This is a genomic window from Paenibacillus sp. YSY-4.3, from assembly GCF_054767475.1.
In genome coordinates, this window is the sequence record NZ_BAABMC010000003.1 from 74,458 (window position 1) to 94,464 (window position 20,007).

General features: G+C 49.2%; 20 protein-coding genes. 2 read left to right on the forward strand and 18 right to left on the reverse strand.

Translation table 11 applies throughout. The features are described from left to right. Window positions 1-25 precede the first annotated feature (25 nt). From ACYUJT_RS11075 to ACYUJT_RS11100, 6 genes are all read right to left on the reverse strand, one after another. A complete protein-coding gene (locus ACYUJT_RS11075; RefSeq protein ID WP_460321780.1) occupies window positions 26-2,248 on the reverse strand; it encodes a pyridoxal phosphate-dependent decarboxylase family protein in 2,223 nt (740 codons plus the stop codon). 28 nt (window positions 2,249-2,276) lie between these two features. Further along, the gene (locus tag ACYUJT_RS11080; protein WP_460321782.1) at window positions 2,277-3,008 is read right to left on the reverse strand and encodes a hypothetical protein; all 732 of its coding nucleotides are present in this window, start codon (window positions 3,006-3,008) and stop codon (window positions 2,277-2,279) included. A gap of 166 nt (window positions 3,009-3,174) precedes the next feature. Next, complete coding sequence (splB, locus tag ACYUJT_RS11085) at window positions 3,175-4,203, reverse strand: spore photoproduct lyase (RefSeq protein ID WP_460321785.1); 1,029 nt, start codon at window positions 4,201-4,203, stop codon at window positions 3,175-3,177. Next, window positions 4,200-4,463: a transcriptional regulator SplA domain-containing protein gene (locus tag ACYUJT_RS11090; protein WP_460321787.1), complete on the reverse strand. Its 264-nt coding sequence runs from the start codon at window positions 4,461-4,463 to the stop codon at window positions 4,200-4,202. The genes splB and ACYUJT_RS11090 overlap by 4 nt, the downstream gene beginning before the upstream one ends. A gap of 187 nt (window positions 4,464-4,650) precedes the next feature. Beyond that, window positions 4,651-5,484, reverse strand: coding sequence for a lytic polysaccharide monooxygenase (locus ACYUJT_RS11095; RefSeq protein WP_460321790.1), 834 nt, complete (start codon window positions 5,482-5,484; stop codon window positions 4,651-4,653). Window positions 5,485-5,886: 402 nt separating this feature from the next. Next, entirely contained in the window at window positions 5,887-6,909 is a 1,023-nt protein-coding gene (locus ACYUJT_RS11100; protein WP_460321792.1) for an NPP1 family protein, read from the reverse strand. A 619-nt stretch (window positions 6,910-7,528) separates the two neighbouring features. On the opposite strand from ACYUJT_RS11100, the gene ACYUJT_RS11105 reads away from it, so the two are divergent. Both ACYUJT_RS11105 and map read left to right on the forward strand, forming a co-directional pair. Next, a complete protein-coding gene (locus ACYUJT_RS11105; RefSeq protein ID WP_460321795.1) occupies window positions 7,529-8,413 on the forward strand; it encodes a TetR/AcrR family transcriptional regulator in 885 nt (294 codons plus the stop codon). A gap of 27 nt (window positions 8,414-8,440) precedes the next feature. After that, on the forward strand, window positions 8,441-9,187 hold the full coding sequence (gene map / locus ACYUJT_RS11110; RefSeq protein ID WP_460321797.1) for a type I methionyl aminopeptidase: 747 nt from the start codon (window positions 8,441-8,443) through the stop codon (window positions 9,185-9,187). A 160-nt stretch (window positions 9,188-9,347) separates the two neighbouring features. Here map and ACYUJT_RS11115 read toward each other — a convergent pair whose 3' ends face one another. The 12 genes from ACYUJT_RS11115 to ACYUJT_RS11170 form a co-directional block, all read right to left on the reverse strand. After that, complete coding sequence (locus tag ACYUJT_RS11115; RefSeq protein ID WP_460323264.1) at window positions 9,348-9,818, reverse strand: SRPBCC family protein; 471 nt, start codon at window positions 9,816-9,818, stop codon at window positions 9,348-9,350. Between the two features lie 145 nt (window positions 9,819-9,963). Continuing rightward, the gene (locus tag ACYUJT_RS11120) at window positions 9,964-11,091 is read right to left on the reverse strand and encodes a GIY-YIG nuclease family protein (RefSeq protein WP_460321799.1); all 1,128 of its coding nucleotides are present in this window, start codon (window positions 11,089-11,091) and stop codon (window positions 9,964-9,966) included. A gap of 110 nt (window positions 11,092-11,201) precedes the next feature. After that, window positions 11,202-11,774 carry a cupin domain-containing protein gene (locus tag ACYUJT_RS11125; protein ID WP_460321802.1) on the reverse strand — a complete coding sequence of 191 codons (573 nt, stop codon included), beginning with the start codon at window positions 11,772-11,774 and terminating at the stop codon, window positions 11,202-11,204. A 220-nt stretch (window positions 11,775-11,994) separates the two neighbouring features. Next, entirely contained in the window at window positions 11,995-13,401 is a 1,407-nt protein-coding gene (locus ACYUJT_RS11130; protein WP_460321804.1) for an S-layer homology domain-containing protein, read from the reverse strand. 24 nt (window positions 13,402-13,425) lie between these two features. Beyond that, the gene (locus ACYUJT_RS11135) at window positions 13,426-13,629 is read right to left on the reverse strand and encodes a hypothetical protein (protein ID WP_460321807.1); all 204 of its coding nucleotides are present in this window, start codon (window positions 13,627-13,629) and stop codon (window positions 13,426-13,428) included. An 84-nt stretch (window positions 13,630-13,713) separates the two neighbouring features. Continuing rightward, the gene (locus tag ACYUJT_RS11140; RefSeq protein ID WP_460321810.1) at window positions 13,714-15,243 is read right to left on the reverse strand and encodes an anti-sigma-I factor RsgI family protein; all 1,530 of its coding nucleotides are present in this window, start codon (window positions 15,241-15,243) and stop codon (window positions 13,714-13,716) included. 2 nt (window positions 15,244-15,245) lie between these two features. Continuing rightward, entirely contained in the window at window positions 15,246-15,968 is a 723-nt protein-coding gene (gene sigI / locus ACYUJT_RS11145) for an RNA polymerase sigma-I factor (protein ID WP_460321812.1), read from the reverse strand. Between the two features lie 149 nt (window positions 15,969-16,117). Beyond that, window positions 16,118-17,131 (reverse strand): phosphotransferase, encoded by a 1,014-nt coding sequence (locus ACYUJT_RS11150; protein ID WP_460321814.1) that lies wholly within the window; start codon window positions 17,129-17,131, stop codon window positions 16,118-16,120. A gap of 191 nt (window positions 17,132-17,322) precedes the next feature. Then, complete coding sequence (locus ACYUJT_RS11155) at window positions 17,323-17,442, reverse strand: cyclic lactone autoinducer peptide (RefSeq protein WP_430691829.1); 120 nt, start codon at window positions 17,440-17,442, stop codon at window positions 17,323-17,325. Window positions 17,443-17,447: 5 nt separating this feature from the next. After that, window positions 17,448-17,963 carry an accessory gene regulator ArgB-like protein gene (locus ACYUJT_RS11160; protein ID WP_460321817.1) on the reverse strand — a complete coding sequence of 172 codons (516 nt, stop codon included), beginning with the start codon at window positions 17,961-17,963 and terminating at the stop codon, window positions 17,448-17,450. Beyond that, window positions 17,944-18,579, reverse strand: a complete 636-nt coding sequence (locus ACYUJT_RS11165; protein WP_460321820.1) for a hypothetical protein — start codon at window positions 18,577-18,579, stop codon at window positions 17,944-17,946. Before ACYUJT_RS11165 ends, ACYUJT_RS11160 begins: the two co-directional genes overlap by 20 nt. Before the next feature lie 439 nt (window positions 18,580-19,018). Further along, complete coding sequence (locus tag ACYUJT_RS11170) at window positions 19,019-19,924, reverse strand: TauD/TfdA dioxygenase family protein (RefSeq protein WP_460321823.1); 906 nt, start codon at window positions 19,922-19,924, stop codon at window positions 19,019-19,021. Window positions 19,925-20,007 lie beyond the last annotated feature (83 nt).

Genomic DNA, 20,007 nt, shown 5'->3' on the forward strand with positions numbered 1-20,007 from the left:
AAACACCTCCTTGGATGTTCATAAACTATGGATTTACTTTGATATTCTCAATCGCCTTAAACACTGTCTCACGCAAAGCTTCAATCAAAACTGGAATGAAATTGCCTTCCGCCGTGTCGGTCAGGAACGGACTCATTGTCGTAGACAGCAGGAAATTGACCGGTTCATCGTCTCCGCCGTTTAATCCTAACCGCTGCTTATAAGCATCCACGAAACCATGGCCGTACGTGTTGGGATCAAATGCCGACTGCGTTATGAACATCGGTGTATTACTGACTTCATGTCTGTCCGGAGACAAGCTGAGCATTTTAAAGATTTCGAGGTTAAGCCGGTTCACGAGAGCAAGATCCGAGTTCAAGCCGTCTGCCGTCTTTAGATTGAAGGTATACGGTACGATAGACTGATCGGAGCCAAGCTGGCGGAACAGCTCCATCGTTTGCTCGTTTTTGATAATTTCGTCATTCGTTTTATCCACGATAAATTCCTTAATGTAGGCCAACTGTTCCTTAATTTCCTCCTCCGTTGCTCCCTCCCGCTCCGCCGGGATCCGGTGGAACGGAACTACGATAAAGGGATCATCCTCGCGCGTCATCGTTAAAATGGCAGCATATAAGCGTTTGCTGTTAAACAGTGTTTTGCCGAGCAGCTTGCCGTACCCGCTCTGATCGGTGCGAATGACCCGGTGGCTGAGGTAGACACCGGCAGCTGCCGCACCCGGCTTCGACCCTTCGATCCCGTAAATACCGACTGTCGGATCGATGCCCCCGTGATAAACGACCGGAGCCTGAAAACTGACTACATCGCGCATCGATGAATTGCGATAACATAAACCGCCTGCCGGGTAAGGAATATATCCTGCCTTATGCGGGTCAATCGTAATAGAATCCGCGTCCTTCAATGCTTCGTACTGCGCGGTGACGTATTCATTCATCGTCATGGCTGGCGTATAGGGCCGCTTTCCTGCCATTAGCAAGGTTTTGTAAGTATCGTCCCTTAGGATCGACGCGAAGTAGCCTCCCCAAGCGGCGTCCGCGTGGATGACAAATTCCAGCCCCCGCTCGCGGTATTCCTCTCGCAATTTGATCACGTCTGCAATCGGGTCAACGGCACTCTCTTCGGTACTGCCGATGACGCAGACGGTCATCAGCACAGGCTGCTTGATCGCTAGGCATTGATCAAGCCGTTTGCGCAGCTCGCTGATTTCCATGCGAGCATCCATATTGACAGGCACAGGAATAATGCTGCTGGCCCCCATGCCGAGCACTGCCGCAGATTTCGGCCAGGAATAGTGCATCGTGGATGTAACGAGGATGGCCGCTGGTTCCATCACATCATTTAAATATTTGCGCGAGAATTCTTCAAAGCCCAGCGTTTGCAGTGTATATTTGCTCAAAGCCTGGTTGACGGTCTCTGCCTCATCCCTGCCCGTTCCCTGGCTCAACACCTGCGCGATTCGGTCCGGCAGCGCGAGTACATCGTCCATTTTAAGATTTAATAGCGTCCATGTATCTAGCTCGGTCACCACCCCGCTCTGACCGCTCAGCAAGGGAATGGAAATCTGGCGCGCCGGTGCCAACTCCTCCTCGTTCTTCAACGCCTCAGCGGCGGAAATGACATAATATTTCAAATTTCTCGCCGCCCACATCGCCTCCAAATTGGCCACCGAGCCGTCGCAAGTAATATGACTCCATGGCCTGATTGCCCCCTGCTCTACTTCTTCGTCGGAAGGAATCGTGTACCCGAGCATCTCGCATAGATCATCCCCCGTCAGCATTTCCAGCACGGTCGTTACGGGTGAGGATTCCGCAGCTACATTGTTCTGGTTATACAGCATGGCCGCAAAATATCCGAGCAGCCCTGGCATCGTTAAATCCCAGTTCATATGAGCCTGATAACGGTAGCTGTAAAAAGGGACCGACCCGCTCAGTTGCTCCAGCAGCTTGCTATAGTTCTCGGTCAGTACGTCAACACTATTTTTGTATGCAGGCGAGTTTTTGATCTCGTCCGTTATATAAAGCGGGTCATCTGGAAAATATTCGCGGCGGTCGTTGCAAATCTGCTTCACGGCCTGCTGGATCAGATCACTAAATAATTCCTCGTTTTCGGCCTTCGGGCCGATAAACCAGCTTTCCAGAGCGGAACTGCCTGGTCCTGCCAAATCCAATCTCTCTTGCTCGTTCTGCGATTCCAAATGCTGCTCTAATTGTTCGGCAAAGAGCTTTGCGCTGAGCTTCGTCTTTTTACCCATGCGTGCTTCACTCCATTCTCGAATATGGTTACATGCCGTGGTTAATCTCTTCATCATCAAACCAAATGCTCTTGCCCATACGGATGGCATACAGCGGAGATTGTCCCTGGAATTGCACATGATATTCCGGAACAGTCAGAGGATTTTCTGCAAAGGGAGTACTGCCCGGGATGTGAGGGAAATTGATCAGGCTGCCGATTTCCAGCAGCTCAGGATGAAGCCAGTCCGGTGCCTCGGCGAGTTCCATAATATGATGGAAGTCTGGAGCGATCGAAAGATATTGGGAAATGTATGCATTCTTGCCTTGCCCAAATAGAATATAGGTTAAGCTTTTGGGGTAATCAATATTTTCGGCAAAGTGCCGGAAATGGACGACTCTTTCAATGGCAACGGTAACATTATGAATCACAGGGATGTCCTTGGCCGGGTCTTGCGGCACGCCGCAGAACACATCGGCAGCAAATGAAGTGATCTGGCCCAGCCCGATCTGCGCCAAGGTAAATAAATTCGTTTGCACGTTTCCAAGAATAAAGGCTTTGTCAGGGTTTTGCCGGCTTGCTTGGACGTAGGTATTCATGGCATCGGGAGGAAGACTTGCCTTGAGGATGACTTGATATCTGTGGTTTTCCATATGAAACATAGGTAAATGGTCGAGAAAAAGCTCCTCCGTTCCCATCATGACGAACCCATGAAGATCCGGTGTATTCTCGGGTGACTGCTCATGGGCGTGCGTACCGTGGATTACAGTCCTGTAGTACATTTCATGAATTACCTCCTTCAAATTTGATGCTTTATTGTAATTAAATACCATACTATCTATTGTAATCCAACGGTCCTGCTATGCCTACTATTTTTTCCAAGTGAGGATTGCCTCATAGCAAAAAGCCTTCCAAATCCATATTCCATGGCCGGAGGGCTTTACGTTATTAAGTGAAATATTCTAGCTTTGCCTTTGGAAAAAATTTCTCCATGTAGCCTTGAAGATGAGTTTTCAAATCCGCTTCCTCTTCTTTAGGATAAATATACTTGCCAATGCCGTATTTACCCCATTTATATCTTCGCTTATGCTCGTCCAATTCCAGTTTGGTCATCGGGTAATTTTTCTCAATAATCCGCTTCGCCGGCTTCGTAAATCGATGCTGAATGAATTCGAACGTAATATCCTCCCTTGCATCCTCCGGCAATTCGGCATCCAGACGCTCAAACATGTGGTAGTAGCCTTCTTCCCAACCTTCATGCAAATAGATCGGAGCTACGATAAAGCCCAGCGGGTACCCGGCTCTTGCCACTTTGCCAGCCGCCTCGATTCTTTGCGCTAAAGGCGATGTTCCGGGTTCAAAATTGTTGATGACATAGTCGGCATTAACGCTGAAGCGAAAGCGCGTTTTGCCGTTATGCTTCGCATCAAGCAAGTGATCAACGTGATGAAACTTTGTAACGAACCTCAATTTGCCGTATTCGGATTGGCCGAAATGCTCAATGGCCCGCTTGAGCGTATGTGTCAGATGATCGATGCCAACGATATCGGAGGTACAGGAGGCCTCAAATCGGGTCGGTTCAGGCGCACGCTCCTCCATATATTTATCCGCAGCCTCCAAAATCTCTTCCACATTGACATAGGTGCGGATATAGGGCTTGCTGCCCATCGTCGTCTGCAAATAACAGTAATGGCAGTGTCCCATACAGCCTGTAGCAAAGGGGATTGCGTACTCCGCCGAGGGCTTGGACGTGTCAAACTTCAGTGTTTTGCGGATGCCCACGACTAGCGTAGACTTCGCCACCCGATATCTTTGAAAATCATTGTCTCCCGGCAGGTTCCTGACCTGATTATGCGAAGTCGTATAGCGGATTTCGACGTCCATATTAGCGAATTTATCATACAGCTCTTTACCGAGCGGATATTCCAAGGCATCCGGTTCGAAGTAGACGAGCTTCGGCGTAAATGGCTTGATCATTCGAAGCTCCCTTCCGAAGCAGTCCCGAAATAGTATTGATAGGCCTGCTCCGCCTCCTCTTCCGTGGCATACACGGCCATTTCCTGAGTGAGCGGGTAGTAGGTTTCGTATAGGAACATGGCTAACTCCTGCGGGTTATCCGGGTTATTCACGACCGCGGCCTGCTGAATATGGGCCACATCCTGCGTATGCGGGTTGCGGTAAAAGACATAGACGATATCTCCAGGCTTATAGGCTTCAGACTGTTGGTTGATTTCCATGCCATCCCCTTCTTTTCAATAAAGTAGTCAGAACTAATCCGAGTTATTGTTAAAATATTCCCGCGAGTCCTCATTATTATGTACTACAACCAAAGAAAAAGAAGGCGCCCATGTCTTCTAGACCTGGACACCTTCTTGAAGAAGGATATAACAACTTATACCGGTTTTGTGCTTATCTTAATGAGACTCACTGAGGTGGCGTGTTACCAAGCAGCTTCCATGGCCCATATTGTCCTGTAGTGCCTGGCTCTTGGCCTTGCGTCCACCACAGCGCTTCCCAGAACTGTCCGTTATGGGACACGACGTCACCCGTATTGTAGATTCGGATCGCATTCCAGACCAAATATTCGCCGAAACGATTCGGATCGCCAGGGAATCCTGGCTGTGGAGTCGTCGGCGCATTTGGATTGATGCTCAAATTCACGTCCATGACTTGATAGAAGGCGTTTGGCGTATCCGCGATATCCCAGACAGCGACAATTACGTAATAGCCTTGGCGGTCGTTCGGAATGAAGCAATCATTGTAGACATCGTCCGGCGGAATCGCTCCATCGTCGATGTATCTGCAGAACAGCTCCAGATCCGAGCGCTTAAGCGGCTTGTTCGGATCCCAGCCTTTCTTGGTAATATAATAATCCCAAGTATTCGTGCTGTGGTTCGCCACGATTTTCCAATGGAACGTATGCTCCCCGCCCGTCATATTCACTTTCTTCCAGCGCGTGGATGTCTGCTCGTCCAGCTCAAGGAATTTACCGCCACTAGCAATTTGCCCGTCAGGTACGCCGAACTCAGGGAAATCCCCTCGTCCTTCAATACTGAAAGGCTCATAAATAATTCTGCCGCAGTTCACGTTCTCTCCCTTCGCGCATAAATCAGCACGGCTATCGACCACATGTCCGTGCGCGGAAGCGCTATCAGCAAATAGCGTGGAACAGGCCAGCATAACGAGCATCGTTCCCGCAGCGACCAGGAACATTTTAACTTTGGAATATTTACGATCTATCATAACCTCGGCTGTCATTTCATCTTCCTCCTTTAAATTTGGATAGGATAGGATTGCATCACGTCCGACTCTACTACGCTACTAATTTCTTAAACCACCTCTTTCAAACATAGATTTGCTGGTTCCCGCGCTTGACAAGAAACGGCGTCCTCCTTTCTTCAAGCTTTTATTATCAAGTCCTGAAGAGAAATGTCGATTTCCTTGAGGTTGCGGTTCAGGAATTGATGACAGAGATTAGATAATAAAGAATAGAATACTGGTACGTTCATTAAGGAGATACATACGAGGTATCCATTTGATAGATGGAATATTATGGATTTATTTCATATTAAATTAAAATACTATATTTGTCAATTTTATGACAAATATAGAAATATAATTCTAATTTCATATAAAAAAAGCACCTTTCGGTGCTTGGGGCTAAGAATTATAGGGATTGCGAACATATTCTCTACTAAAGCTGCCGATGTTGCCGAAATAAATCGAGATGAGCTTAGCCGGGTCGGTGGCTAATTCTCCGCCTTTCAACTGACCGCCGTCGTCCTTGTCATCCCAGGCCCAGGGAGCATTAGCGCCGCCCGTGCCGTTATTGCCGTTGAACGCCCCCCAGCTGGAGAAGGTTTGCGGATCAAACCTGTGATCCCACATCCCATTAGGCGCAAATATATCTACGAGCTTATATTTTACATCGCGATCATTGCCTCCCTTTGGCACGCCGGCAACATCTCTGCTCGGATAATAATAGATCACATCGGTATTCGCATAGCTGGTTCCGTCCCATGCCTTGATCCCATGACCTTTAGCTTCCTGGAACGTTACCGGATGATTCATCCCGTCATAGCTGAGATAGCGAACCGTCCCGTCTATCGTCTCCTGGCCGTTCGTGTACGCGCTATCGCTAGGCTTGAACGAGTAGAAATCCTTGTGGAATACCGTTACCATTGCCTCCAGCCGGCCATACTCCGTGCCATCTTTGCGAACAACCGTCAGAACGCCCTCCAAATCATTCTCATGCTCATCGAGGCCAAAGAAGGGAAAATCCGTCCAATCGCGGGGATGATAAAAGGCGTATAAGATAAACCAGTGAGTCGAAGTTTCCACGATCGAATAATAGGCTGTACCTTTGAGGCGGCCGGGATCAACGGATTGGTTCTCCCAATTGTTCGAGGTGTTCCAATCGCCATCAAAATCGATGGCCGTCAGATAATCTGCGTCATAATCGCTGCTATCCGTATCCTGAATGTGCACCGGCGCCCAGCGGTAAGCCAAATCCAAATCACTCGCCGCCGCCGCCCTTCCGGCCGGAATTATCGTGTTCGTGAGCATGAGCGCAAACATCAAGACAACTAAAAATATGGCCCTGCCCCGCTTTCCCCGTCCAAGCTTCTTCTTATTCACAGAATAGTATGGTTGATCATGATTGACCCGGTTCATTTCGTTCATTTGTTTCTGTCCTCCTCCTCATCTTTTATCTTACTTGGTTACCTTCACACAAAGGATGTTAAACCATTTTTGTAAAATATATACAGTTATATTATTTTTTCTGATGGCTGTTTCCGTAATAAATTCCGTCGATGATGCTTAATTTTGTAAACTAGTAAGCCCCAGCCCGGGGATTAACGGGAATTCCGGCTCGAAACGGAAATCGGTGCTTGACCAGAGGAGCAGATGCGCGGGCGTAAAAGCGGGCGTAAGTCGCGGGGGGAAAAATCTAATGGTTGTGAGCGACGCTATTTGGGTAAAATTGGGGGTTTACAAAATGTAACGGTTGCCAGAGGGCCTATTTCCCGTTTTTTCATAGGCAGAGGGGCTGATTCGACCAAATAAGCGCGCATACAACCGTTAGAAAAGAAACGTCCGTTTTTGGGGCCAATTAAGCGCTATGACAACCGTTAGCGTAGCAATGCTCCAAACATGGTGGCTCGTTCGAGGCTACCCCATTGGTCAAGCATCGATTTCTAGGTTGAGCCGAAAATCCTCCAACTAATCACTTGTTAATTGCGAGCTGATGTTTTATATTGACATAATAGTAGGTCAAAAATAAAAGAGGTGAACGGACGAGATGACCCCACGCACGAAGGAACAGAATGAAGAGATTCGGCTGCGGCGTCTAGCGCAAATCCGTAAAGCGGCTGCCGATGTTTTTTTGCATAAAGGGCCATTACTGGAGATCCGCGATGTGGCCGCGTATGCGGGACTCGGCTACGGCACGGTATACCATTATTACAGCAATAAGGGCGATTTGCTCCACGATCTGCTATGGAACGCGTTGGAGCGGGCCGGGGGATGGCTAGATGCTCCACTGGAAGAGCCGGCTGTTGGCCCCGTTGGAGGCTCCGCTAACGCCCTGCTGAAGATTCCGGCAGAGATTCCGCTGAAGGCCCCGTTGAAGATTCCGGCGGAGATCCCGCTGGAGGTCCCGCTAAATGCGAAGGTTACTCTGGAGGTCCCGCGCGCTTCATCTGCAGAAAAGACTCCGGTGGGCGGGCATTTCGGCTTGGCTGCTGCCGCGGACACCGGGAACTCGGCTGCCGCGGTTTCCCGAAGCGGAGGCAGCGAAACGGATACTGCTGCAGAGCCTGTCCCCCTCGCCGCCGCCTGCATCCGGCTGCTGCAGCTCTGGGCGGAGGATCACGCCCTGTACCTGCTGTATAAGTTGGCCGGTGAGGACTTTGCCTCGCTGCCTGAAGCGCGCTCGGCCCCGCTCTCGGCCGCCTTTCACCGGGTAGTGCTCGCGCCGCTGGCCTCGCTGCTGGAAGCCGAACGTGCGGCGGGCGGTGCGGCTGACAGTGCTGCCGCTTCCGGCGGAAACGCGGCTGAGCCGCCGTATCGGCTACAGCGCGCGGAAATGCTGCTGGCCGCCTTGGTCGGCTGCGCCTCGCTTTCCCTTCACCGCGGAAAGCTGCACGAGGAGGCCAGGGATATCGCCCGGTTTTTAAAATTATAGAATTGATAAGGAGCGGATAAACAAAAGATGATCATTTTAAAATCACCTAGAGAAATCGAAGAGATGAAGCCGGCGAGCCAAATCGTCGCGGACTGCCACCGCGAGGTGGCCAAACTGATCGAGCCTGGGATCACTACCCGGGAAATCAATGACTTTGTCGCCAGACACATCAGCAAGCTGGGCGGCAAGCAGTTTACGAAAGGATACAACGGGTTTCCCGCCGAAACTTGCACTTCGATCAACGATGTGGTGGCTCACGGCATTCCTTCGAATCGGGCGCTTATGGACGGCGACTTGCTGAAGCTCGACATCGTCGTGGAATACGGCGGATGGTTCGGCGATTCGTGCTGGTGCTATGCGGTGGGCAAAATTCGGCCGCAGGATCAAAAATTAATGAAGGTGACAAAGGAATGCTTGGATCTGGGGATCGCCCGAGCGCTCCCCGGGGGCCGGCTCGGCGACATAACATCGGCGATTCAACAGCATGCGGAAGCGAATGGATTTTCGGTCGTACGCGATCTGCTGGCGCACGGCATCGGGCGGAGCCTGCATGAGGAGCCGAACTACGAGCATATCGGCGCAGCCGGCAAAGGCATTCGGTTAAAGGAAGGCATGGTGCTTACGATTGAACCGATGGTCAACGAAGGTACGTTCCGTATCACGATCGACGACGATCGGTGGACGGCGAGAACGGCCGACGGCAAGTTGTCGGCGCAATATGAGCATACGATCGCAGTCACCCCGGACGGACCGCTGATTTTAACGGCCCAGTAAGACCAGAGGCGAACGGACTGGATGGCGTCATTTTAAGAAATAAGTCGCAACACGGCCTCCTTTGGCCTAACAAAAGTTCGTAATCCGAAACGACGAAAAAGCACCTCCTCTATAGCTGTTTTCAGCCGAAAAGGAAGTGCACTGTTATACACTTTGTTTATCAAACCGGTTCAGGTGGAGCCTTGTCCGCTACAACCGTTAAAACGATACCATGCTCCAGCAGCGCCTTCAATGCACAGAGCACCATTGTAAATCCGCCCATCGAGTCTAGGGCATCCTGTACAGCTTGATCACCGTCTCCCTTAAATCCAGAATTCGTAACACTAACGTAGGTTTCGCTATCGCTAAATGGGGTAAATATCCATTCCACAGAATTGATATCGGGCGGCGACCAATTCAGCAAAATACGGCGGTTTGGTTCTATTTCCAACACATCCACATCTGTCCCGACGCCATACATTTCCCATTCCCAGCGGATACGCTTGCCGGCCACAAGCCTTCCGCTGCTCTTTGTAAACCAGAATTTTGTAGTGATCGAAGGGTCGGCTATTGCCTCAAATACCTCTTCCACCGGACGTCGAATCAACATTCCAGTACGAACAACAGGTTCCTCCTTGATATGCATGATCATGCTCCTCCCTTCAGCATTAAGCTTATTTCCAGCCTCCCCGGTCTCCCGGCTTGCCATACACTGCACCGGGCGACAGCAATACTTCGGCATCTTTTTTTTCGAGTCCACTAAGACAGCATTCCTCGTGAAGCTTTCAAAGGTCTATCTAAAAGTCCAAAAATGTTCGCAGCGCGCCGTCGAGTTCGCATTGTTCATCCGCTACTACCCAGCTCTCGGGAATAAGAAGATAGCGGCAGGCACTGCTCTGCAAATAGCTGTAGATGATTTGTGCAGCATCGATATCTTCCCGGGTAACCTCGGCAGCTTCCAATTCAATGTCTTTCGTAAAGTAGCCGAGAATCAAGACTTTGACCCTCCGCTGCAGCGATTCAATGTCCGCTGTGGAAGCCACAGAGCATTGCTCGCTGTGCAGCACGACGTTCCTCTTAATCAGAAATAATTTTATCGTATCTTCGTCTAAGTGCTCATAAACAACGATGCTGTGATTCTCTTCGGCGAACTCGATCACTTGCCTTTTACTTAAGAGCAAATTCACCGCCTCCATGCCATCCCTATACTTTGCGGCCTGCTCAAAATCGAAACGCTCGGCGGCGTCGAGCATATTGCGCTCCATTCCATCATATAAACTGCGGTCTGCCCCTTGAAGCAGTGCAATGAATCGATCCATTACTTCATCGAATTGCCGGGCGGTTTCGCCGCCAAGACACTTGCCAAGACAAAGGCCAATCGAATAGTTCAAGCAGGGAATATTGGCCGAAGATGCGGTTGGTGGGTGATTGCAGGCGATTTTACAGCATTCCTGAATCCTTTCCACTGCATTTGCAAGGCTGGTTCTGCCTGCCGTATAGGGGCCGAAAAAACACGAGCGAGCGTGACCGCCCTCATCCAGCGTATCCGTAATTTCCAGCCATCGCCAATCTCCCTTTTGCCGCAATAGAATATAACTATAACCTAGCGGATTTTTCATCTTGCGGTTATACATCGGCTTTATTTCCTGTATAAGCCTGCATTCCAGCATGAACGCCTCAAATTCCGTATCAGTAACGATATGCTCCAGATCTTTGACATGCTGAACCAACTTCTTCACTTTTGGGGAATGCGATTTATTGTTGTAAAAATACGATTGCACTCTTTTCTTGAGACTTTTGGACTTGCCAACGTAAATGACCGTCCCCCGCGAATCTCTCATGAGATATACTCCCGGCGACAGAGGCAGCTCTAATATCTTTGTCTTCATTCGTATGTCGATCCTCTCAACGAATCTATCAAGCATGACGATTTCTGCTCAAATCAAACATACCATATGCACATCAAAAAGCACCACATTCACCCGGTTGTTCCAACTCGAATGAACGTGATGCTTCTATTAAACTGCAGCCTTTTTTAACCCCACCCCGGGTTGTAATGATTGTAGTGGCTGGCTGTCATGCCTTCGCACCAGACCGGCGGCCCCAAAATAACGGATTCCCGAATTGGCGCTACGGCCCGCGCATAATCCTCTTCGTTTACACAATACGCGCCCTGCACGACCTCTTTGGGCAGGAAACGCAAAAAATCCGAGCCATACACAATATCGGGAGTAGGCTGATCGAAGATCGTAAGGAGGTGTGCATGATCGCTTTCCGTGATAATCCAGTGAAACCACCCTTTTGGAAGCAAAGAGATTTGCCCGGGCTTTAAATAGTAGGTCATCAATCTTTGCGTAAATGGATTAAACACGGAAGTAATTACCTCACCGCTGATGACGTATACCAGCTCGTTGACATTCGTATGCCAATGCGGCTGGACAACGATGCCTCTGGTTAAATGAATATTGAAAAACCCGGTTTTTATCGCGGGAAGCTGTTCACCGAACACTTGGGTAAGATAATTATGCGGGTCGCGCTGATAGTTCAGCACTTGATTGGAGTCAGCCGCCAGGCGCAGATTCGGATCTTGTAAAATTGGATCGATCATCGTGATATCCTCCTTGAATGGGTAAACGTCTATCCAATGTATGCCCAGGAGGTGCAGTTTGCTACAAGTGCGCGTGTACCAAAATAGGAGCTGATCTCCAGCGTACCGGTCAGATACGCCCCACCCTCCCGCCAAAAGTCGCATTTGCTAGTTATACTTCTGTTCGCCATACAAGCACACAAAAAAGGTGCCATTACGGCACCTAAGCTGTATATACTTTCTATTGATCATCGTTATTTTCATCTTCATCGTCATTATCGATGTCGAGTTTCAATTGCTTCCCGCTCGAGAATTTAACCTTGAGTTCCAGCTCTTTGACTTGATCTTTGTTGATATCCAGCGCTGTCATCAACTTTTCTGCGGCTTCCTTGCTGCTCATACTGTCCTTTAGGCCAGCTTCGCCCAGCAGCTTCTCCACGTACTGAACGGCTTGCTGGCCCTTGAGCTTCTCCTTGTCTTTTTTGGCGTTGATTTCAATCTCAGCCTCAGCTGCTCCCTTTTTCTGCTTATACTCCAGCTTTATTTTTTGCTTGCCTGTCAGTTCAGCCTCAAATTCGAATTCTACAATCGCGCCAGCGTTTTGTTCAGGGTTCGGCTTCACTTCGGTTTTCTTATCCTTATCTTTTACCTTATCTTTTACCTTATCTTTTGCCTTGTCTTTTTCCTTATCTTGTTCCTTATCCTTATCCTTTGAAGCTGCTTCTTTCCCAGCCACAAGCTCGGCTTCCACGACATTTCCATCTTTCACTATTAATTTCACTGTATCGTTGACGGCAATTTGATTGGCCAAAATCATCTTATTGTAGTGCTTCACAGGCAGTTCAGAAGAAATTCCGAAGGATAACAGCTCTTTGTTTGCGGCCTCAATTTTGATTTGCCCATTGACGGAGTTATTAACGCTGTCCGTTGCTCCAGCCGCAAATTGAATCTCCTTTACTGTGCCGCTAACGGATACAGCTCCTTGATTCTGAAGCAGCCCGTCATTCGTCCGATCCAGCAATGCCGCCATCTCAGCACGGGTTACGTTCTTGTTCGGCTTGAACGTACCGTCGGGATAACCGCTCACGATGCCCTGGGCTACGGCGATGTTGACGTAACCGACAGCGCCTGCCGGAATAGCCTTCGCATCGTTGAAGTCAGGAATCTTCGTCATTTGACGCAGCGCTTCCTCCTCAAACCCCAAAGATTTGACCAACAGGCTCGACACCCAAACGCGGCTAGCTGGTTTATCCGGTAAAATCTTGTCCTCAGCCGCATCAAACAGTCCGCGCTCCAGCGCTACAATGACATAGCCTTTGGCCCATGGATAACGCTTATCCAACTGATCCGCATCTTTGAAATGAAGCTTCGTATCGCTGGACTTCGCTTTGGCTTCGCCTTCAAGACCCATCAAGCGAACGGCCGTAACGATAGCTTCAACACGGGTTACCGGCTGGTTCGGACGGAAGGAACCGTCCTCGAAGCCCTGCAATACTTTTTTCGATTGCATTTTCGTTATGTATCCCGCAGCCCATTCTGCTTCTTGAATATCATTGAATTCCCGCGCCATAATTTGGCCAGATTGTCCAAAGACAAGAAATGCGGCAAACAGTAAACAAAGCAAACCCTTTAATTTCTTATTTTTCATGATTTCCATCCTCTCCAATGATGATTATTTCAAAGCCATTTCTTGGATCGTCCTTAAGGATACCTTAGTCTGCCGCTCCACCTCCATGACGCTGGCCTGAGGATGCTGGGCAAGATAGTCCTTCACCTTATACACATCTTCAAGCTGGAGCTTCAGACATTCACTGCATAAATGGGTTCGCTTCCACACCATCAGAGCCCCACATTTATCGCAATTGATCAGTGCCATTTACAACCCTCCATTCCAACCGTTTTCCGTACATCTGTTATTACGAAGGTTGGCGTCTTTTTATGGGGGGCGCTTCAAAACTTCTTAATCATCATCGTTGTCGTCGTCATCATCGTTATTGTCTTTCTTGCCAGTTTTGGCTGGCTTCTTTGCTTTTTCTTGCTTCTCTCCCTGCTCCTTCACCTTATCTTTATGAATTTCTTTATCTTTTTCTTTTTCTTTATCTTTTTTCTTATCTTGTTCCTTTGCCTTCTTATTTGCTTTTTCCTGTTCCTTCTTCTCCTGTTCCTTCTTTTTTTCCTCTGCCTTAATCTGATCCTTCAGCGGATTTTCAAGCTCGAACTTGAACTTGCCGCCATTCGAATATTCAGCCTCGAACTCCAATTCGAGCCATTCATCCTGCTTCATATTCAGCGCCGATATGAGCAGGCTGAGCACCGTCTTCCGGTCGCTCTGCTCATTCAAATCCAATTGCTTAATAAGCTGCTCGGCAAAGGTGACGGCTTGCTGACCCTGCCGCTTCTCCTCATCCTGTTTCGCTTTTCTTTCAAACACTGCTTCTGACTTGCCATCCTTGTTCTTATAATCGAGTTTGACTTTTCCGTCAGCTGCCAGCTTCACCTCAAACTTCAACTTCCGGACTTCAACCTTTGAACCTGCTTGCGGCGATTTGTCCGCCTTCTCGGCGGCAGGCTGTTCCTGAGCTATGACGGCGGATGTATCCGGCTGCTGTTGTGCTGGCGCATCGGAAACTCGTTCATGCTCCCCTTGCACGCCGCCGCTGTTGTTGATTGTACCGGCTGAACCTGTCGGTTCGCTCTGAGCGCTGTTAGCGGAAGGGTCTTTATCCATATTGCGTTCTGGCTCAATATCAAACAAATCCTGCGGATCAACCCCTGCCTGTTGAAGCGAGCTCAATATCGACTGGCTGCGCAACTGCTCCTCGTTTAAAGGAACACCTTTCTCCGCTGCCAACTCCTTAACGATATATTTATTCAATGAGAGCTGTTCTTGCTTTGCCTTCTCCCATTGCTGCTCATTCACCGAAAATACTTCAACATTATAGTTCTTGTCCTGAACGGTAATTTTCTGCGGATCAATCGCGTATGCGGCTTCTCCAACACCAACGATCGACAGCCAGATCCATTTTTTCCCCGATTCTGTATCCAGGTAACCTTGCTGCTCTGCCTTGGCAAAAATGATTTGCAGAGCTTCGTAGACATCCTCGTTCTTTAAATCCTTCCCGGACAGCAGCAGCTTGGCGTCCTCGTTTAGCAGGCTCACTTGATCAACCAGCCCGCGCTTATTAACAATCAGCTCCATACCCGGATTAATGTCGACAGCTACTAACGTTACAGACTGCTCGGCACCCTGTAAGTAGTTGAATATAAACACGGCGCCCAGCAGCAGCACCAGAGATGCGGCATAAATCCACTGTTTTTTCAAATAGCGCATATAGCTGCTCCTCTGCTGCGGCTCACCCGCTGCTGGGACGGAGATTTTCTCCCCCAACCCCGGCATGACCGGCGGATGCGGCAAGTTTCGGAAGGTCCCATCCTCGCAGAGCACAACGATACAACGTTCTGTTATTTTCATTACGGTCCCTTGAATCATTATCACTCCCCTACATCCGCAAATGAGACGGTACTGCGAATATGCGCAAATTCCCCGTTGGAATAAATAAGAACGAGCGCGATCAAATACTTGCGGTTTCTTTCTAATGTTTTACGGCTTACCTTAAAAAAATCAAGCATCTCCTTCATGGGCAGACGCTTTGTTGTATGTAAAATATCAATCCAATCCGCATGCCCGCTAAAGTGCTTGGCAATCTGAATGAATTGCTTGCGCGTATCCCGGTGCTTAGGGGAACAGTCCTCTAGTTCCTCTAGGGATACACCGTATTCCTGCAGCGCTTCATCATAAAGCATAAGCTCTTGCGCCAATTCTAACGCGGTTTGCTCCCGTTCGTATGCCTCCATCGAACTCGCGATTTCCAGTGCAGTTTGCTCGAACTCGTCATGAGCCTCGTCGTAAACGATGCTTTCAGAGCGCATGATCTTTCCTTGCCTGCGAAATTCATCTACTAATCGATTGCGGATCAGCATAAAGGCGAAATTATCGAATGATTTGCCGAGCGTCTCGTTATACCGGTCAATCGCTTCGTTAAAGGCGATCAGCCCCACGCTGGACTCGTCATGGTTCCACCCGATTTGCCGCTTGCAGACATGAGAAACCGTACGAAGTATAAACGGACGATAATGTTCGATGAACATATCCCTTTCCGCCGCGTTCCCCTCTTCTTGGACTTTCTTTAGAATCTGTTCTATTGGCCTGTCCATCAATAGTCATCACTTCCTATTACGTGTATGTCATAGCTGTTTATGGGGGTGCTCAAAAACCAATATAAAATATATATCGTGATAAATGCCCAGGATCATAAATCCTTGTTGGATATGCAAAAAAAAGCCCCACGATGGGGCGAGGCTCTTTAAACTCGAATGTAACTCACCAGACTTTCCATAATCCATTCGCCACTGCGTTCCAACTGCCGAAGCCCGGCCGAGGTGGACCGTATTTGCTCATGCAGCACCTCCGGACCGTCGGTTCCCAGCAGAAAGCGGCTCATAAAATGCAGAAACACATCGATTTGGCGCAGCCGCAAAAGCACCGGAATTGCTTCGAGCTCTTCTCCCGTTAGGCGAACCCGGCTGCCAAACCCCTGACAGAACTGGCTTACCGCCTCCCGGTCTTTGTCCTCACCCTGACCGAGCAGCCCTGAAATAATGACAGCCGGCTCCATCGCTCGGACATCCTTCGTGCAGAACTCGAAATCGAGCAATGCCGTTACCTGCGTCGGATCATCCTCATTTACTAGCAAATTGGAATAATTGAGATCCCCGTGAATGAGCTGCTGCGGCAGCTTCTCCAGCCCGTGCAGCTTCTCAAGCAAGTCCTGATAGGCCAGTCCCAACTCGCCGAGCGGTTCCTGCAAATCCAAGAACGGCGGGGGCGGCTGCTTGCAAAACTCCAGCACGACATCGCGGCTGCATATCGGATAGGACTGTGGCAATTCATAATACGGCCGATAAGATGGCCGTATTCCAGGATCAATTTCCGCCAAATGCTCCATCATTTCTCCAGCTGCTTCCCCAAATGATAGAGCCGCTATGCTCTCATCTCCTTGCGGCCTTGTACCTTCTATGTACTCAAACATACAAGCATACCGTCCGGTTCCGTCAATCAGCCGAACCGTCGTCTCCCCGGAAATCGTGCAAACGGGCCGCGGAACCCGGTAACTCAATGTATGCTCAACGTTCAGCGCTTGCAGCACCGTATGTTCAAACCGAATCTTCTCTATATCCTGATGCGTTTCATAAATCCGCAGGACGCTGCGGCGCAGCCCGCCTTCGACAAAGTAAGTCGTATTATTCCAGCCGCTCGCTCCCTGGTGCATCTCCCCGCGATATTCCGGCGGATACTGTTCAAGTATCGATCTCAGCATCTCTCTTTCCTTTCCCTGTCTTGAGCTTGAGTTGTTCAATATATGAAATCAAGTTATCTACTTTCCAATTAGATTATACATTATATTATACCCTCTCAGCTTATAGGGTAATGTGAAAACACCAAGAAACCCCGCAGCTTCTTACCACAGTGCTACCGGGTTTCTTGATTTGTATCTGGAACCATGCTTAATTATTTGAGCAATTCCTCCGGAGTTTCGCCTTGATAAATGTACAGGAAGCTAGCCGTGGAAACAACAAACGCAGCGAAGAGAGACAACATGGAAGCACTGGCATAGGCTACTTTTTTCATCATTCTCACCTCCTTAGTTTGGTCAACAGCATCGACTGGGCAACAAAGGAAAGGCTAAGTACGGGTGACATGATTAAAAAATTGGAGCATACGATCAGCACGGAAATCAATTTAAGCAAGGGATAATATTGAACAGGAATACGCGTCTGCTGCTGTATTCTGGATGGGGCAAAAATGAGGCAAAGCATCGCGGCGATCGCATTTAGGATCACTACATAGGGAGCGCTAAGCTCGATGAGGGAGAGAATGGTAAATAGCGCAGTAGTCGAGAGCACGCATTTCATGCCGGAATTCAGATGGATACCGCCCGAGACCTGCCGAAGAAGAGCGAACGACACGAGAATAACCAATGCTTCATGCGTCCTGCCGGTTAGCGCCGACAGCAACAGTGTCAAGGTGATAATCAGAGCAGCATTCAAGAGCAAGGCGATGGAATACCGCAGAACGGCTATTGAGGCTGGATGATCGGGAGCCGTTCTCTTGATTTGAACAGCAATTCGATTAGCCATCATATTGATCATGATCCTTCTTCTCCTTCCTGACCGCATAATATAGAAAAAAGGAGAGCGTAATCGAGAAGAATAATAAGTTAGACCATATCTCATTCCGGTAAAGAATAATCGTAAAAAATATCAACACAATGAAAATCGTAGAGCTGACGATCAAATCCTCCCGCCTGAATCTGACTTTCTCGAAGCTCCACGTAAATCCGATCCCAATCCTATAGAGCAGCCAAGATATAAGCCCGATCGTAATCGCGCTGGAGGTCTGCAATGCATACCCGTAAATCAGGACACTTTGCGGTTCGATAATCGAGTCGAAGACGATCGACACGATCATTGTCTGCAGCAGACTGAATGCCGTATAACCGGTAAGCGTTATTACGGCGGCCCCGACCAAGGGCTCCTTGACAACGGTCGCTACAAAAAATATGAACAACATAATATTGGTAATCGGCGCTAAATAATAGAGGGATAGCTCGCTGCGCAGCAAGTAGCTCTGCAGCGACATCAGCAGGATAACGAACAAGGCCTGCCAAAAATATGGGAGCGGATTAATTTTGAAGATCGTCATCATGAGCGCGAATATGCCTAGACCCTCGATAGTTGAGAAAGTCATAAAAGCGACTGATTCCATAACCGAGATCACCCTTTAGCGATTAACACTTTCCTATTCTTTTGATGGTCGCCTTCTGTGACCTCAATCTACTATTCTGGAAACCAATAATATACTTGGGAAATTATGGTCTACCTATGTTAATTAAGAATATACGCTATCAAAATCTATTTTTCAAGATTATTTTGCTAGAACAAGCAGATTTGAGCCATTATACCCGGGGCTATACTTTTTGTCCTATGAAGTGAATGATATGGAACAAACAGTAAATAACAACTTTTTTTTTCGATTCCGAAATAGCGTGCCGGAAGAGCGTCATATTAAACAAGGCCGTGTACCGAAATTTCGGTTCACGGCCTTGCTTTTGCTTCAATGCCATTATTGACCCATTAGATGCTATACCCGTGCTGCTCCGTTTCCGAAAAGCGGTCAACAGCTGTATGTTCGCCCCTAAGCCTCCCTACTCCTTCACACGCGTGATGCTTTTGCGGCCGTCGATGCTGACGGGAACCTCCCCGTCAACGGTTACCCTGCGCACGACCCGATGTTGATCGCCATAGTCATTGATTGCATAATGCTGGGTCGCGCGGTTATCCCAAATGACGACGTCCCCGGCGGACCAGCGCCAGCGTACTGTATTTTCCAGACGGGTAACATGGCTTTGCAGCAGGTTGATAATCGCTTGGGAATCGGCCGTAGACAGGCCGACGATTTTTTTGGCGAAATGCCCCAGAATTAGCGAACGCTCCCCCGTCTCTGGATGGACATGGACGACCGGATGCTCCGTCTCGTACACCGTGGACGTAAACACCTTCTTATGATGCTCGATCGCCTCCTTCGAGACATTATCGCGCTGGGCGGCATAATCATATTCGTTGGAATGCACAGCCCACAGGCGGTCGGCAAGATTCTTCAAGTCCTCCGGCAGATGCTCATAGGCCGCGGCCGTATTCGCCCATACCGTATCTCCGCCGGAAGCGGGAACCACGACGGCCCGCAGGATCGAAGCCTTTGGATAAGCGTCCACGAACGTCACATCCGTATGCCAGGAATTCGCCCGCCCGCCATGCTGCGAATCGAGCTCCAGTACATAGTCCGTCCCCTGCTTGATCGGCACCGTCGGATGGGCCACCGCCTCGCCGAACAAACCTGTCAGCGCTTCCTGGCCCGCATCGTCGAGATGCTGCTGCCCGCGGAAGAAGATGACTTTATAACTGAGCAGTGCTTCTTTGATCGCCGCAATCGTCGCCTGGTCCAAATCCGGGGTTAGAGTAATCCCGCGAATTTCTGCGCCGATCCGGCCTGCCACCGGTACCACCTCAACCGTCGTTCCTTCAAACACTTGGCTTTTTCCTACCGTACTCATTGGCATTCCCTCCATCAGATTATTGGATCATACCGCATGCTTACAAATCCAGCGTTCTCCTAGCCTAACCCATTTGTGCATCG